13 protein-coding genes and 2 pseudogenes are annotated in these 16715 nt (G+C 57.6%); 3 read left to right on the top strand and 12 right to left on the bottom strand.

Annotated features, from left to right (window positions below; translation table 11 throughout):
* The first annotated feature begins 100 nt into the window (after positions 1-100).
* Both yddG and BHAP_RS08210 read left to right on the top strand, forming a co-directional pair.
* A complete protein-coding gene (gene yddG, locus BHAP_RS08215; protein ID WP_094730240.1) occupies positions 101-1129 on the top strand; it encodes an aromatic amino acid DMT transporter YddG in 1029 nt (342 codons plus the stop codon).
* Positions 1130-1266: 137 nt separating this feature from the next.
* Positions 1267-2631: an ATP-binding protein gene (locus BHAP_RS08210; RefSeq protein WP_094730239.1), complete on the top strand. Its 1365-nt coding sequence runs from the start codon at positions 1267-1269 to the stop codon at positions 2629-2631.
* A gap of 3 nt (positions 2632-2634) precedes the next feature.
* Here BHAP_RS08210 and BHAP_RS08205 read toward each other — a convergent pair whose 3' ends face one another.
* From BHAP_RS08205 to BHAP_RS08165, 10 genes and pseudogenes are all read right to left on the bottom strand, one after another.
* Positions 2635-4389 (bottom strand): ABC1 kinase family protein, encoded by a 1755-nt coding sequence (locus BHAP_RS08205; protein ID WP_169713197.1) that lies wholly within the window; start codon positions 4387-4389, stop codon positions 2635-2637.
* A 251-nt stretch (positions 4390-4640) separates the two neighbouring features.
* Positions 4641-4892: a phasin family protein gene (locus BHAP_RS08200; RefSeq protein WP_094730238.1), complete on the bottom strand. Its 252-nt coding sequence runs from the start codon at positions 4890-4892 to the stop codon at positions 4641-4643.
* A gap of 128 nt (positions 4893-5020) precedes the next feature.
* A complete protein-coding gene (locus tag BHAP_RS08195) occupies positions 5021-5695 on the bottom strand; it encodes an HAD family hydrolase (protein ID WP_094730237.1) in 675 nt (224 codons plus the stop codon).
* Positions 5696-5988: 293 nt separating this feature from the next.
* On the bottom strand, positions 5989-6555 hold the full coding sequence (locus BHAP_RS08190; RefSeq protein WP_094730257.1) for a heat shock protein transcriptional repressor HspR: 567 nt from the start codon (positions 6553-6555) through the stop codon (positions 5989-5991).
* 144 nt (positions 6556-6699) lie between these two features.
* Positions 6700-7728: a DnaJ C-terminal domain-containing protein gene (locus tag BHAP_RS08185; RefSeq protein WP_094730236.1), complete on the bottom strand. Its 1029-nt coding sequence runs from the start codon at positions 7726-7728 to the stop codon at positions 6700-6702.
* 332 nt (positions 7729-8060) lie between these two features.
* Positions 8061-8711: pseudogene (grpE, locus tag BHAP_RS08180) on the bottom strand (nucleotide exchange factor GrpE); the annotation flags it as partial.
* Between the two features lie 14 nt (positions 8712-8725).
* A pseudogene (locus BHAP_RS12160) lies at positions 8726-8855 on the bottom strand (nucleotide exchange factor GrpE); the annotation flags it as partial.
* A 2-nt stretch (positions 8856-8857) separates the two neighbouring features.
* Positions 8858-10747, bottom strand: coding sequence for a molecular chaperone DnaK (dnaK, locus tag BHAP_RS08175; protein WP_094730234.1), 1890 nt, complete (start codon positions 10745-10747; stop codon positions 8858-8860).
* Between the two features lie 257 nt (positions 10748-11004).
* Positions 11005-13182: an alkaline phosphatase gene (phoA, locus tag BHAP_RS08170; protein WP_094730233.1), complete on the bottom strand. Its 2178-nt coding sequence runs from the start codon at positions 13180-13182 to the stop codon at positions 11005-11007.
* Positions 13179-13607: a hypothetical protein gene (locus BHAP_RS08165; protein ID WP_143248770.1), complete on the bottom strand. Its 429-nt coding sequence runs from the start codon at positions 13605-13607 to the stop codon at positions 13179-13181. The genes phoA and BHAP_RS08165 overlap by 4 nt, the downstream gene beginning before the upstream one ends.
* 322 nt (positions 13608-13929) lie before the next feature.
* Between BHAP_RS08165 and BHAP_RS08160 the strand changes: the two genes are divergently transcribed.
* Complete coding sequence (locus BHAP_RS08160) at positions 13930-14973, top strand: LacI family DNA-binding transcriptional regulator (protein WP_094730231.1); 1044 nt, start codon at positions 13930-13932, stop codon at positions 14971-14973.
* 40 nt (positions 14974-15013) lie between these two features.
* On the opposite strand, the gene BHAP_RS08155 is transcribed toward BHAP_RS08160, so the two are convergent.
* Together BHAP_RS08155 and BHAP_RS08150 are read right to left on the bottom strand one after the other, a co-directional pair.
* On the bottom strand, positions 15014-15784 hold the full coding sequence (locus BHAP_RS08155; RefSeq protein WP_094730230.1) for a TraX family protein: 771 nt from the start codon (positions 15782-15784) through the stop codon (positions 15014-15016).
* Positions 15785-15876: 92 nt separating this feature from the next.
* On the bottom strand, positions 15877-16677 hold the full coding sequence (locus BHAP_RS08150) for an HAD family hydrolase (RefSeq protein ID WP_094730229.1): 801 nt from the start codon (positions 16675-16677) through the stop codon (positions 15877-15879).
* Positions 16678-16715: the final 38 nt, after the last annotated feature.

Genomic DNA, 16715 nt, shown 5'->3' with positions numbered 1-16715 from the left:
CATAATCGGCATAGAATGGGCTCCGGCCTATACCTCAAGCCCGAGCAACCATCCGCACCGCACCCACGCCCGCTCACACATCGCCGACAAGGACACCAGCATGACGCAACGCACGCCATCAGCGCAAAACCCAACAACCAGCGCAAACCGCACATCGCCGCAATCATCCAACGGCAGCCATGTCATCTCGTCGCGCGCCACAACAGTCGGTCTGTGCGCGATTCTGTTGTGGAGCATGATGACCGGCCTCGTGCGCGTAGTTGCCGATGCGTTCGGTGCAACGCTCGGTTCCGCGCTCATTTATACGGTTGGCATCGTGCTACTCATGATTTTTCGCCGTCCCGCACCGTTACGCGAGTATCCGCGACGTTATTTGATTATCGGCGGCACGTTGTTCGTGTTCTATGAGTCGGCGATTTCACTGTCGATCGGGCTAGCATCCACAGCCGAATCGTCAGTCGAGGTAAGTCTCGTGAATTATTTGTGGCCAACAACGATGGTGCTGCTCACGGCCGCTGTATTTCCAACTGTCGCACGAAAGAAGACCAACGCCACCAGCGCAGTCCAAAGCAAGCCGTCCCGTTTACGTTCGGTCATACGCGTGCTGCCCGGCGCAATCGTTGCAACGACGGGCGTTGTGCTTGCGGTCGGCGGCAATAACGGACTGGACTGGGGACTTGCAGCCGGACATATTGCTGCAAATCCGCTGCCGTATCTGCTCGCATTCGCCGGTTCTACAGCGTGGTCAGTGTACGCAGTATTTACGCCGGCGATGGCGCACGGCGAGGATGGCACGTCCCTGTTCTTTCCTCTGGTAGCCGTGGCCTTGTGGGTGATTCACTTCGCGTCCGGCCAGGGTTGGCCAAGCGCAATGCCGCCGATTTGGGCATGGTTGGCGTTGCTTGGCGCGGCGGCGTCGATCGCAGGCGGATATGCGTGCTGGGGATACGGCATTTTGCACGGCAGTATGCGCACACTCGCGATGGCGAGCTACGCGACGCCAGTACTATCCACCGCCGCGAGCGCTGTACTGCTCGGTCTTGCGCTATCCCTGCCGTTTTGGTGTGGCGCACTGCTGGTCGCCACTGGCTCCATCATCAACTGGTGGATTTCTTCGCATCGCAAATAGCACCGCAGACACCTATCAGCCTCCCAACTTCATAAATCTTTTAAGAAGTTACACCAAAAACTTCTTAAAAATTTTAAGAAGTTATGTTACAATCTTCATAAAATATTTACGAAGTATGCCGAAGGGAGCACAACAACATGCCTGCTACACGCCACACTCCCGACTATTCTTCACTAGTTCAAGAAATGCGGGAATACCGCTTCCCTACACCAATCCGACGTACTCCAGTCATTGACGAGCTCCCCAAACCGGCCATGTTTAATCTTGTACATATCCTGACCGGCATGCGCCGGAGCGGTAAAACATTTCACCTGTTCCAGCTCATTAACGATCTGATCTCCGCAGGAATTCCACGCGAACGTATCTTCTACTTCAATTTCTCCGATGAACGCCTGCAACCAATGCCTGACGATGTACTCGATCAAATCATTACGGAATTCTGGAGACAATGCCCTGAAGCACGAAAAAATGGCACTTATCTTTTTCTCGATGAAGTACAAGAAGCCAACCATTGGCAAGGATTCTGCCAACGCCTTGCCGAACACGATATAGTCACACTTGTTATTACTGGTTCATCATCGAAACTGTCGAGCGAAGAAATCTCCACTAACTTCCGTGGCCGATCATATGCGCACGAAGTACTTCCTCTTTCATTCCGTGAATACTGCAACTTTCATCATCTTGATGCGCCAAGCCCAAGTGCCAGTACATTTTCTACCCAAACAGTCACCGCAATGGAAGCCGCATTCGATCGTTACCTCATCAATGGAGGTTTCCCAGGAGTCCAGCAGCTGTCTAACAGCAGTCGTATCGACATACTGCAAAGTTATATGCGTGATGTAGTTGCGCGTGACGTCGCAGAACGACTAGGACGCGGAGATATTGCGATTGCAAATCAGATCGCATTATTTGCACTACGCAACACCGGTTGCGAATTATCAGTAAGTAAACTGACTGAACAACTTAAGCAAGTTGGATACAACCTATATTGGAATAAAGCACGCCATATTCTCGATTTGCTTGAGCAAGCATTCCTCTGTTACGAAGTCAATGAATACACTACTTCACTCAAACCAGACAGCACGGCAGTACCAAAAATATATGCAGAAGACCCGGGGCTTGCATACGCAGTATCACGAGCCAATCAGCAAGATATTGGCAAGCGCTTGGAAACAGCTGTTTATCTTGAACTACGCCGACGTCAGGCTGGGCATCGTACTGATTTCATCACAGCCTTAACATTACCCACTGCCAAGCAGGAAAAAGTGGATTTTCTCCTCGGCGACGCGCTCGGAGCGGAGCCCTACAGTGCCATACAAGTCACCGTGAACATGGACAACCCCAAGACTCGCACACGCGAAACAACTGCGCTTGAACTTGCCATGAAACGTATGCCCAGTATCGAAAGCACCGTCATCACTCTACGAGAACGCGATATCATCAAGACCAATACCGGAATTATTCGCATCATCCCCGCATGGCAATGGGCGTTGTGCCAGTAGACGTCACCGCTTCTTTTTGCGGCCTTTGAAATAGATGTCGCCGACAATCCACACAGACAGCACGAACGCGACCACATATCCCATAAAACCAACCACTGGAATACCGAAAATAATCGGTTTCATACCAGCGAAATACACGATCGACGAGCCCACGAACAGGCCCACCACGATCAACGCCATAGTTAATCGGTTCACCATGTCGCTCAACTTATTCATCGGCTCTTCCGCACCGATCAACTCCATATTGATACGCAACTGTCCGCGCGTGAGCATACGCGACGCAGTCTTCGCCTCGGCCAGCGTACTCAGCAAGCCGTGCAGCGCTTGGTGACTCTCCAGTACCAGCGACTTCGCCTCATCGGTAGCAATCTGCTGCGGCGACTTACTCGATTCAATATGCTTCGAGATAATCTCGATCATATTTACGTCGGGAATGAATTCGTCAAGCAATCCTTCCAGCGTTACCAACGCACGCCCGACCGTCGTCACCGAACTCGGCACTTCGATGCCATGCCGCTGCGCGAGCTGCGTAAGTGCGGTCAAAAACGCAGCAATATCAAGGTCAGACAAATCAACCGTGCCATATTCAGCGACGATCGTGTCGAGATCGGCGAGCAGCGCCGGATAATCTTCAGGATTATTATCCGCACCAGCAAACCGCAGCAACCCGTCCGCAAGCGCCGGCGAATCCTGCTTAGCGACAGCGAAAATCATCTGTTTCATAACCTGCCGCGTTTTCATATTGAGTCGGCCGGTCATGCCGAGGTCAAGCAGCACGATTTGTCCGCCGGCGACCATGACGTTGCCGGGATGCAAGTCAGCGTGGAAAAAACCGACGTCGAGCACTTGGGTCGCGTAGTTGTCGACGAGTTTGGTGCCGATTTCTTTGAGATCGTACCCGGCTGCGATCAACTGATCTGGATGCGAGACGGAAATGCCTTCGATGTAGTCCATGACGACGACATGCTCAGTGCACAAATCGGGGTACGGCTTTGGGCAATCCATGTACCGATACGACGAACAGAATCGTTTGAATTCCGCGAGATTGCGCGCTTCGACAAGAAAGTCTGTTTCCGATTCAAACGTATCCCACAGTTCCTCGACTACGCCGCCGAGATCGACGATCTGCGCGGTCGAGACGACTTTTGTCGCGACTTTAGCGATGGAACGCATGATGGACACGTCTTGCGCCATCGTTTCGCGCACGCCGGGTCGCTGGACTTTGACGGCCACATCCTCGCCGGTGAGGAGCGTTGCGCGGTGAACTTGCGCAAGAGAGGCGGAACCGAGTGGCGTGGGATCGATGTGTTCGAAAATTTCGTCGACTGGACGGCCGTATTCGTGCGCGAGCGTTTCGACAACAGTCTGATACGGCATCGGATCGGCGTCGGCGCGCAGTTTTGCGAGCTCGTCGCAGAATGATTGCGGCAGTATTTCGGAGCGCATCGACAGGATTTGGCCGACCTTGACGAAGGTCGGGCCAAGCGCTTCGAGCATGAGTCGCATTTTGACTGGAGTCAAGCCGTGCGCAACATCGAATTGACGAGCGATACCGGCGATTTGTGCGAGTCGCTTGATTTTGCTGCGTCTCGTGAGATGGTACCGCTCGGAAAAGGCATCACGACGTGGACCGAACAGGTCGAGGGTTTCGAGACTATCCTTCGACCAGTCGGTTTGTGGATTGGTATTGGTATTCGTCATGATGTTGGTTTCTTTGACTTGCACAGACAGCGTTGCCTTATTGCTAGCATTCTGCATCAGAAGTTCGTTTACGATGTTCGTCACCCCTTGGCAGCACACCGCCACGCGTGCTAGTGCGTGGCAGAAAACGCTCACTGAACGACTCTCAGTGAGCGAAAACCGCCACGCGCGCCGGTGGTGACTCTTGTCTCCCTTTATCAAGGGAGCCACTCCACCTAACGGATTAATGACGCAGGATACTAGCCTCTGGGCTGCAGTCAGGAGGGACTTAACAATAAGGCAACAGATTAGTGCCTTGCACCGCTGTCTTACTCGGCCTTGGTCTCGCTGGACTCAGCAGTATCAGTCGCGGCAGCGTCCTTCTTCGCGGACTCCTCCTTGACTTCTGCGGCCTTACGCTTGAGCTCAGTGTTCAACGCCTTGCCTTGCTCAACAGTCAGCTCACCCTTCTTGACGAGATCGTCAACGATCTCTTGGCTCTTTTCCACTGTGGTAGCCAGAGCGCCAATGCCCGCAAGGAACACCTTGCGCAGGCCATCTCCAAAATTGAAATCAGCCATGATACGCCTCCTTAGTGCGCATAATACGGTCAGTTTCCAGCCTACTCTCCTGCTGGTAGAAACAGTTCAGTGTTCGGCAGAAATTCGCCGCGCGTACAGTCAATCAGTGCCAGCCAGTCAGTCCGCGATCATGCAGCAACGCGACGCTGTACAAACGCGTCGAGCGTTTCCGCAGTCACGCCGGCATAGCCGTTAATAGACGCAAACTGCGGCCCGTTCGACGTATCCGTATTGATATATCCAGTCTGCGCGATCGTCGTCGCGCCGGACGCAGCAGCAGACTTCAAACCGCTCATCGAATCTTCGAGCGCCACGCAATATGCCATGTCAGACGGTTCGATGCCTAATAGTTTCGCAGCAGCCAAATATGGCGCAGGAGACGGCTTTTTCTCCACATCGTCGTCGCCACAGATGAAACCAGCAAACGCGCCCTTCGGAGCCTGATCAACTAATCCTTGTGCTAGATGGCGCGGAGACGTGGTGACCAGCACGGACGGAATGCCCACGGCGATCAACGATTCAAGCACATCAGTCACACCATCAATCCACGGCATGTGCGCGGCTTCAGCCTTCGCCACATAGTCGATCATGCCCTTGCCGATCTCCTCAACCGACAGCTGGCATCCATGATCGACCATGCGCTGCGCGACCTGCGGTACCGGAGTGCCAGAACCCTGCCACGCGAGATCGAGATCCCAATAGCCGCCGTGCGCCTTGGCGATTTCCATTTCACCGGCGTGCCAGTACGGTTCGGAGTCGATTAGCGTACCATCCATATCCCAGAACACGGCTTTGAGCAGCATCGCAAGGCCCTTTCTCTATGCGTTACGGCGTAGGTTTGTTACCTCTATCTCACCAAACCTTGCGGACGAGCACGCTCTTTCATTGAGTTACGGCCGTTATCACCCACGCGAACGGCCGTAACTCGTGGACAGGCACGCGTTATTGCTGAGTTACGGCCTTTTACACCCCGTTAAACGGCCGTAACTCAATGAAAGATGCGAGATACTGCTGAGTTACGGCCGTTATCACCCACGCGAACGGCCGTAACTCGTGGATGGGAATGGGATCATGCTGAGTTACGGCCGCCTGCCGCTCAATCGCCGAGAAGCACGATATCGGACGGTACTAGATCGCCGTCGAAATCGTTATCTGCCGGTCCAGCCGTGATTTGCAACGGTTTGCCGCTACCGTGACGCCACACGCGATAATAGCGTGACTTTGCCTGCCGCACTTCGACAACTTCGCCGTCGAGACCGGCTTCAAACACGCTGTCACCTTCGAGACGCCGACGCAAATGCCGATTCTGCCGACGCAACTGACGGTTCTCTTCCTGCAAAGAAAGAATGCGCGTAACGCCAGCCAGATTAATACCTTCATCTTGGCTTAAATGCTGGGCTTGTACCAGTCGATCGATATCACGCAATGTGTACCGCCGCGCACCACCTTCTGTGCGCTTGGGCACAACCAACCCCAGTCGATCGTATTGACGCAATGTTTGCGGATGTATACCCGCCAGTTGAGCCGCTTGACCGACCGCAAATACTGGCAACTCCACGTTCAGTCCCAGCGAATCCACGGTGTCTAAATCAGCTCGGCCGGAGACGAGTGCCGCCGCACACGCGGCGTACGCACGCTTCACTTCTTGCGCAATTCTCGCCAAAGCACTCATCTCCTTTATTGCTTAGTTTTTCAGCTCACCACATTCACTTCGTCGGTAAAGCTGACTGAGGGGTAGTCAACACTTGCGCAATACCTCATCTGTGTTGACTACCCCTCAATATCGCTACGCGATACTATTCATTATTCATGCCCGCTGAGCAGCCAGTTCTGCAGCGAAATCACCCGACGCCTTATCGAACTCTTTCGCAGCATGCTTAGCACCCAAACCAGGCTTCGACGGCACATGAATCTGCACGCGCCCGATCAGGTCGCCGAACGCATTACCGTTCTTCACGCCCTTACCAGCAACATGCACTTCAGTACCACTCGACGACCCAGCAGGCACCTTAAACGTGACTGGCTCGCCGTCAATATCCTTCATCTCGACTTTCGCACCAGCCACTGCTTCACCCACGGTTACTGGCAGATCAACCACCAGATCGTGACCGCTCATCGTAAACCGTGGGTCCTCAGCCACGCTCACATGCAGGTACAGATCGCCCGGCTTACCGCCGTTACGACCCGGCTTACCCTTGCCGCCCAGACGAATCTTCTGACCGTCCTTCACACCAGCCGGAATATGCGTCTTGAACTTCTTGCCGTCAACGCTTAAGGAGACGGTCGCTCCCTTCACCGCTTGACGGAACGTCAAGTGAATCTTCGACGTGCGATCCTCACCGTTTTCCGGTTCCGGAGCAGACTCATACTGCCCATACTGGCCATACGGATTGCCTTGACCAAAGCCGCCAGCGCCGGCACCTGCAGCGCCGCCGAACATCGAGAAAATATCGTTAAGATTAGTGGGGCCAGCGCCGCCACTTGTCGAGAAGCGGATATTACCGCCGTTGCCAGCGCCGCCGAACATCGAACCGAAAACGTCGGAGAAGCCGGACGCGTCAAATCCACCATTACCGGAACCGCCAGCGAAACGCGCACCGCCCATACCAAACTGGCGAATCGCGTCATACTTTTGACGGGTTTCCTTGTTATTAAGTACGTCGTATGCTTCGGAGATGTCCTTGAATTTCTCCTCAGCTTCCTTGGTCTTATTCAGATCAGGATGATATTTACGGGCGAGCTTGCGATAAGCCTTCGTGATATCGGCCTCGCTGGCGTCCTTGGAGACACCGAGGACTTTGTAGAAGTCTTTGCTCAGCCATTCATTTTCAGCCATTCATGTCTCCTTTCAAAAAGTCTATTGCAATGAATTAGTAAGTTTCTGCGGCGACCGCGTGGGGCAACGATATGCGTTGTCCGACACGCTCCGGCTGAGCCGTTAAACGGACAGTCCAGTGGACTGTCCGTAGGCTCAGTGAGCAGCTTGCTGCGAAGAGCGCGTGAAACGCGCTGCGGCCAAGTCTTACGGTCGGACAACGCATATCGTTGCCCCACGCTCATTAGTCGTTAAACTTTACGTTTTGCAGAAGTTGGCTGTGATGATCTTGATGGTGACCACGATGGCCAACTTCTGCAAAGTCCTCTTAACGAGAGAAAGGAGATGGGAGGTCAGTTTTGCGGAGCTGCTACTACTACTCGGGCGGCGCGGATGACGCGATCACCGATGCGGTAGCCGGCTTCGACGACGGTATCGACCGTTTCCTTGTCGGCCGAAGCGTCCGGCTTGTGCAGGATCGCCTCGTGCTTAGTTGGATCGAAATCCTCACCTTTTTCGCCGAACTTCTCAACGCCGAACTTCTCGAACGCTTTGTCGATCTTCGCAGACACAGCCTTGAAGGAATCATCCATCTCACTGTGTTCACGGATACGATCGATGTCATCAAGAGCAGGCAACAACGCAGTCAGCACGTCGATAATGCCATGCTGACGGAAACGTTCCTGTTCTTTCTGCGCACGATTACGGTAGTTGACGAACTCAGCACGTTCGCGTTGCAGAGCTTCGAGGTAATCAGCGGCTTCCTTCTTAGCTTTGCCAAGTGGGGTGAGCGTATCGTCGTCGGACTTGCCAGCATCAGCGTCTTTGGACGTATCTGCGGAAGCATCCTTGGAAGGAGCATCAGTCGTGTTAGCTGATGCTTCTTTCGCGGACGCTGTATCGCCTGCCACATCCTTGGATGCAGCAGCATTCGCAGCATCAGCTTCCTCAGCCGAGGATGTCGAGCCAGCCGCAACCGACTGTTCGTCGCCTTTCGCAGCGGCAGACGTGGTAGACGCAGCAGCAGAAGCAGCCGCAGAGTCGGACGCCGTCGCTGACGGGTCCGTAGAGGCGGCCGTGCCGGCCGTGGACAGATCGTCCGCGTCCGGCAGGTCGTTCAGGTAATCGTCCTTATCGAATCCGGACATGATTACTTGTTATCCTTCTTGTCGTCGTCATCGTCCACGACTTCGGCGTCCACCACGTCGTCGTCGCTGTTCGAGGCAGCGCCAGTCGTACCGTTACCCGCCGCAGCACCGGCAGCGCCCGCGGCACCGGCAGCAGCTTGCTGCGAGTACAGCGCCTCGCCGATCTTCTGCGCGGCGGTCATCAGCTCGCTCTGCGCGGTCTTGATCTTCTCGATGTCGTCACCCTTCAGGGCTTCCTTCAGCGCGTTGACCTTCTCGGTGACTTCCTTGGCGATCTCGTCGGAGATCTTGTCCTTGTTGTCGTTCACGAGCTTTTCGGTCTGGTAGGCGAACGCTTCGGCCTGGTTACGGGTCTCAGCTTCCTCCTTGCGCTTCTTATCCTCAGCCTCGTGAGCCTCGGCTTCCTTGACCATGCGGTCAATCTCATCCTTCGGCAGGCCGGAGCCACCGGTGATGGTCATCGACTGCTCCTTGCCGGTGCCCTTGTCCTTCGCGGACACGTGCACGATGCCGTTCGCATCGATATCGAAGGTGACTTCGATCTGCGGGACGCCACGCGGAGCCGGAGCGATACCGGTCAGCTCGAAGGTGCCCAGCGGCTTGTTGTCGCGAGCGAACTCACGCTCGCCCTGATAGACCTGAATCAGCACAGACGGCTGGTTATCTTCAGCGGTCGAGAAGACTTCGGAACGCTTGGTCGGAATAGCGGTATTGCGCTCGATGAGCTTGGTCATGATGCCACCCTTGGTCTCAATGCCCAGAGACAGCGGGGTCACATCGATCAGCAGGACATCCTTACGGTCGCCCTTGATAACACCGGACTGCACAGCAGCACCGACAGCCACAACCTCATCCGGGTTGACGGACTGATTCGCTTCCTTGCCACCGGTGAGCTCCTTGACGAGCTCCTTGACGGCCGGCATACGAGTCGAACCACCGACAAGCACGACGTGATCGATATCGTTCACACCGATGCCCGCGTCACGCAGCACGTTGTTGAACGGAGCGCGGCAACGACCAAGCAGATCGGAAGTCATTTCCTCGAAGTGCGCACGAGTCAGCGTCTCATCGAGGTGGACCGGCGTACCGTCAGGGGTCATGGCCAGATACTGCATGTTGATGGAGGTCGAGGTCGACGAAGACAGTTCCTTCTTCGCCTGCTCAGAGGCTTCCTTCAAACGCTGCAGCGCGATCTTGTCCTTGGACAGATCAACGCCGTACTTGTTCTTGACTTCGCTGACCAGCCAGTCGATGATCTTCTGATCCCAATCATCGCCACCCAAGTGATTATCGCCGTTCGTGGCCTGCACCTGAATGGTGGAGAAGCCATCGTCGTCCTTACCGATCTCCAGCAGGGACACATCGAAGGTGCCACCGCCCAGATCGAAGACGAGGATGTGCTCGTCATCCTTGCCCTTTTCGAGGCCGTATGCCAGAGCCGCAGCGGTCGGCTCGTTGATGATACGCAGAACGTTCAAGCCGGCGATCGTACCAGCGTCCTTAGTAGCCTGACGCTGAGCATCGTTGAAGTATGCCGGGCAGGTAATCACAGCGTCCGTAACCGGCTCGCCGAGGTACGCTTCAGCGTCCCTCTTCAGCTTCATCAGGATCTGTGCGGAGATCTCCTGCGGAGTCCACTTCTTACCATCGATTTCGACGGTCCAGTCAGTGCCCATGTGACGCTTGACGGACGAGATAGTGCGGTCGACGTTGGTGACTGCCTGACGCTTGGCGACTTCACCGACGAGGATTTCGCCGGACTTCGAGAAAGCCACGACGGACGGCGTAGTGCGCATACCTTCCGCGTTGACGATGACGGTTGGCTCGCCGCCTTCCAGCGTTGCAATGCAGGAGTTCGTAGTACCCAGATCAATACCTACTGCACGTGCCATAATGTGTGCTCCTTTGGTTGATTATTCGTTGACGTTCACTTGCTCAAGTCTCGGATCGCGGACTGCGGCTTTCGACTACCGTAGCCCGCTCGCCTCATCTCGAGGATGTCGGCCTGTTTTGTTTTCCAAAACTTGAGCCTACACCACTCAACTTTAGAAGCGCAACTTTTATTCCCACTTCCACACAAATTTTTTTGACGTGTTTGCCGAATAAAAAAGGCTCCCCTTGCGTGGGGAGCCTTATGTCACCTAATTATTCAGCGACGAGCCTTAGCGAACTTAATGCACAGGCCAGCGGCCACGAGAGCCAGAGCCAGCATCACAGTGCCGAGCACGGCAGCACCAGTGTTCGGAGCAACCGGCTTCTTGACTTCGCCACCAGCGACAGTCTGGTTGCCCTTCTCATCGGTCTTGCCGTTGTCACCCTTGTTCGGGTTTTCATTGGAAGATGCCTTCGCACCAGCGAAGTCAACAGCCACGGCCTTACCGGACTGGTTGCCGTTCACCGTAAAGGTGTAGTTAGCACCTTCAGCCGGAGTGAAGTCAGCAGGCAGAGCGATGGTGGTGGTCTGCGTGGTAGCAACACGCACACCAGAGACCGGGGTGCTGCTGTTGGACTGATCAACCACCTTGCCAGACGCCTTGTCGGTCAGCTTGTAGGAGAGAACCGCGTCACCGTTGAAGCCAGTGGCCTCAGCGAAGTACTTGCCGTCCTTGTCCTTCTTGACTTCAACCTTGGCATCGTTGGACAGCGCCTTCTGGGCGTCCGTGTCAGAGGCAAGACCCAGCGCGTTGGCGATGGTGTAGAAGTTGTCGGTCTGATCAGTCAGGCCATCCACACGAGAAGCACCCGGGCCAGAAGCTGCGATGCGCAGCTGCGTGCCAGTGTGGCTCATGTTGCCCTGAGCGCCGTCGAACTTCTTGTCGGTATCGGCGTCGCCGTTCTCACCCTGCTTGTACTCGTCGTTGTCGATCGGGTTGCCTTCCTCATCCTGGTAAACCGGGGAGTCAGAAGTGCCGTAGGAGATGGTGGTCTTGGAGCCATCAGCGTTGCGCAGCACAGTGCTCAGTGCGTAGTACGGCTGAGCTTCAACGATCTGAGAAGTGTGCGCGTGATCAGCAGTCACGATGATCAACGTGTTGTTCAGATCAACCTTGGCGAGTGCAGCCTGAATAGCCTGATCGAGGTCGTCGGTCTCACCGATCTGACCGCAAGCGTTAGCGTTGTGGTCCTGCTTATCGATAGAAGCACCCTCAACCTGCAGGAAGTAGCCCTTCTCAGCGCCCTTCTTGTTGTTCTGCAGCAGCTCAATAGCCTTGTTGGTGAAGTCAGCGAGGGACGCACCCTTGTTGCCGAGCCACTTGTCGTTCGGAGTGCAGACGGTCGGGTTGTTGTCCTTGTCCTCGCTGTACTTGGTAGCGACGGACGGGTTGAACTTGGTCGGCAGGTTGCCGTCGCCGAGCAGGGCGAGTACCGGCTTGTCCTGGTTGGCTTCCTTCAGGGCCTTGAAGCCCTCCACGTCACCGGACTTGACGGTCTGGAAACCGCGGGCCGCAGCGTCGTCCCACAGGGTCTTGCCGTTCTGGTCGAGCTGGTTGAAGTACTTGGAGCCACCACCGATGGTCACGTCGGCACGGGTGTCGAGCAGCTGCTCGGAGATGGAGCCGATGCCGCCGTTGGCCTTGAGCTGGTTCGCAAGGCAGCTGCCGATGCCGGCGAGCTTGGCGTCTTCGAGGTCGACCTTGCCGTCGCCGTTCTTATCGGAACCATCCCACTTGCCCTGCGGGCCGTAGCAGGCACGTTCGGTGGAGTGAGATTCGAGGACAGCCGGGGTGGCGTCCTGAATCTCGGAAGTGGTCACGTTACCGGTGGCGTAACCGGCGGCCTTGGCGAGCTCGATGAGGTTGAGCTGCGGGTTGCCCTTGACGTCCACGTCGACCGCGTTGTTGTAGGTCTTGGTGCCGGTAGACCAGCCAGAGCCAGAGGCGGAGGAGTCGGTGACAGGAGTAATAACACCAGCGGTCTTGTTGCCGGTGAGGTTACCGTTCTTATCCTTGGCCATCAGGGAGTCGCCGGAGTTGTTGCCGAGCGAGAAAGTAGTGTACTGGCCGACGCCGGTCTCCGGAGCGGAACCAGCCTGGCCGATGGTGTCGATGCCCTTGAGGGTGCCGTTGACGCCGTGCAGGTAGTTACGAGCCACAGTGATTTCGGAGTCGCCCATGCCGTCACCGATGAACAGAATCACATTCTTGGCCTTGGTGTTGCCGTACACACCGGCGATACGCTGCGCGCCACCATGCACGGACAGTGCGTCCACGCCCTTACCATTGAGATCGTAGCCGTTGGCTGCGAACGCCGGAGCAGCCAACGCACCGAGCGCGGCCACAGAAGTCAGTGCCGCGATCGCGCACTTCGTGACTTTCTTCATGTTCATGGAATCTTCTTCTTCCATTTGTGGCGCAGGGCGCGCGCATTGTCTGCTGACCACGTCCCATGCCGCTCATCATTTCCCCCGAAATCAGACATTGCCCCATCCGGTTTCGTTGGAGAACTCCTGTTGCGGTAGTTCCAAAATTGACGGTAGCGTCGCAAATCAACATCCCGCCGACAACAAAACGAACCGAAGTTGAACACGCCATGTCGTTTTAGGTTCGCTTTCGCCTCGCAGCGGCGCATACGTCCGTCCGCATATGGATGCGCCCCGTCGTAGCCCACGCCTTCGGGGCCGTATACCTCCGTGCATTCCTTGGCCACGGAGTTCCAGTTGATCTGGAACGCGATGGCGATCACATCCTTCGCGCCGGCCTGTGCCGCCGGCGTGTTCGCCTGGATGGCCCTGACCGTTTGCACGGATTTCATGAACGGGCCAACGCGGGGTTGGATGATCCCGGCACCGTGCGTCCCACTGTTTTGCAACGTTTGCTACGTTTTGCATACGCGGAAAGGGCATATCGTCATCGAAATTTCTCCCCTTCGTCTGCATACGTTCGCAAACCGTTGCGGCACTTAGCACAACACAGATATTGCTGCCAGCCAATGAAAGCATGCGATAACGTTTGCAGTGTATGATGGAACCATTAGCATTTCGACGTATACTGCGACGGAGTAGCATTGTCGGACGATGGACGTCGGCAGTGGGGAACGTCAGAGATACAACCGATCCCGAGGAGGGCACACCACAGTGAGTAAAGCTGACATCTACGAGGTAGCCAAGGCGGCGGGCGTATCCATCTCCACCGTCTCGCGATCGTTCACCCGCCCGGAGCTGGTCTCCGCGAAGACGCGCCGCAAGGTGCTCGAAATCGCCGACAAGCTCGACTTCAACATCTCCCGTTCCGCCACCGCGCTCAAGTCCGGACAGACCTACCGCGTCGCGATGCTCATGAACGAGGAGATCACCAGCTGGTTCAACACGCAGGTCTTCGCCGGCATCGAGTCGATCATGCACCCGGCGGGATACGACATCTCCCTGTTCCAGCACATCGACACGCCCGAGAACCGCCACGAGTTCTTCGGCGAGCTGCCGATCCGCCGCAACGTCGACGCGGTGTTCGTCGCCTCGTTCGCCATCGACCCGCACGAGGTCGAACAGCTGCAGCGCATCCACGTGCCGATCATCGGTATCAACACGCCGTCGACCGAGGGCTTCGACGCGACCGTCAGCATCGACGACGAAAAGGGCATGTACACCGCCACGCAGCATCTCATCAGCCTCGGCCACCACCACATCGTCTACCCGTCGTCCGAGGCCGCGAGCATCAGCTCGTCGATCGACTCGCGTACGCGCGGCTTCATCCGCGCCTGTGAGGACGCGCAGGAGAAGCACGACCTCGACTGGCAGGTGCTGACCGTGCCGCGCGGCGCGGCGTTCGCCGACTCCGCACTGTCCGCGCTGCTGTCGCTCGACGACTTCCCGGACGCGATCTGCTGCCAGATGGACATGATGGCGATCCCGCTGGTCATCAAGCTCGGCCGCTACGGCCATCTGACGCCGCGCGACTACTCGATCATCGGCTTCGACGACAGCCCGAACGCCGACACGATCAACCTGACCACCATGCGTCAGGATCCGTACGGGATGGGACGCACGGCGGCGAACAAGGCGCTCAAGCTCATCAACAACGAAACGCTCGCGACCCCGCACGAAATCGTCGACGCGCAGCTCGTGCTGCGCGGCACCGACGCCCCCTACCAGCGTCCCCAGCCCGCCGACTTGCTGCAGTAGCCCATCGGACCGGGCGCGCGGCTCCGCACCGCGCGCCCGGTTACGCGACCAGCGCCCCCGCGAGCAGCATCGCCGGGTACAGCGCGTAGAACACCCACTTCGTCCACGGCCGCGCATAGCCCAGCTCGTCGCGCCGGTAATGCAGGAACGCCACGCCCACACCGGGCGTGATGCACATCACCGCGCCGAGCAGGCCGGCCGTGAACATCATCGTGTTCTCATGCACGCTCAGGAAATAAAACACCATCACGAACGCGAGCACCAGCACCCCCGTGTACATCACCCGCTGGCTCACACCGATCTGCAGCAGCACGTTCCACAGCACGCCCGCCACGATCACGGCCACGGTCATCAGCCATCGCACCGCGCCGGCATACCGCCGCGCGATCCAGTCGACCGCCACCAGCACCACGTACGCGAAGAACAGTCCCCACACCGGGTTGTGCGTGCGCGCATCGAACCAATGACCGGTCATGATCCGGTCGTACGGCAGTCCGGCCAGGCACGCGACGACGAACAGCCGTCCCGCGTACCGCGCACGGTCATGCGTATGCCTCCAGCCGTCGTACACCAGCCACGAGTAGATCGGCACCGCGCACCACGACGCGATCTCGCACACGACGGCCACGGTGAGCGCGGTCATGTTGTCGGCCGACGGCTCGCCGAACAGTACGGGCACGAACGCCACGCCGACGACCGACAGCGCCATGAACACCGCGCCGATCACCTTGAGCCGGAAGACGCTCAGCCCGTTGCGACGCCTGGCCGCGCCGGATCCGCGCCGGCTTTTCTCCATCTCCGCATCGTTCATGGTCGCCCTCTCCTTCACTCGCCATGGCGATTCGCCCGCCGCCGTCAGCGCGCATGAGCGAACGCCTGCGCGCACGGCCGGAACGGCATACGCTACCGCACCCCAAGGAATCGCAGGATCCCAGCATAATCGGCTCCTGCGAACGATTGCACGGCGTGCTGGCTGACGTCCGGATCGTCGGACGGGGAGATCTCGGTGCGCAGATAGATGCCGTCGATGCCGGCCGACCGCGCGCCGAGGATATCGGACCGTTCGTCGTTACCGACCATGACCGCGCGATCGGGCTGCAATCCTTCGCGATCCAATGCGCGCAGGAAGATCTCGGGCGACGGCTTGCGCACGCCCTCCTCGCTGGAGATGAGCACATGGTCGAACGCGTCCGCCACGCCGAGCAGATCCAGTTCCGGCCGTGTGTAACAGGCTTGCGCGTTGCTCACCAACACCACGCGCAAGCCCGCCCTGTGTAAGTCCCCCAACAGTTGCGGCACGCCCGGGTAGAGGCGCAGCAGGCTCGTGCTGCCCCGCCGGAACGCCCACGCCGCGGCGGCCGCACGGTCGGCGACGTCGGCGGATGGTACCGGCGCGGACGAGGCGAACGGCTCGAATCGCTCGAATGGCGCGAACGCGTCCTGCGTCAGCAGCGTCTCATACGCCGGCAGCAGGTCGGGTTCCGCCCAACGGCCATGCAGTTCCGCGGCGCGGCGGCGCACCGGCGCGGCGGCGGACTCGAACGCCGACCTCAGCTGGTCATCGTCGCGGTCGCGGTACCATCCGCAACCAGCCTCCACCAGCGCCCCGCGCAACGCATCCCACGCCGCGCCGGCGGACTCGTCGGTACGGATATCCACCAACGTGCCGTACAGATCGAACAGCACCGCGTCGTATCGCGCCATCGTCACCTCCGCATCCGTTCGCCGACCGTCGGCGAGCC

The sequence above is a fragment of the Bifidobacterium hapali genome, from assembly GCF_002259755.1.
GTDB classification, from domain to species: domain Bacteria; phylum Actinomycetota; class Actinomycetes; order Actinomycetales; family Bifidobacteriaceae; genus Bifidobacterium; species Bifidobacterium hapali.
This window is presented reverse-complemented; position numbering and strand designations above follow the sequence as displayed.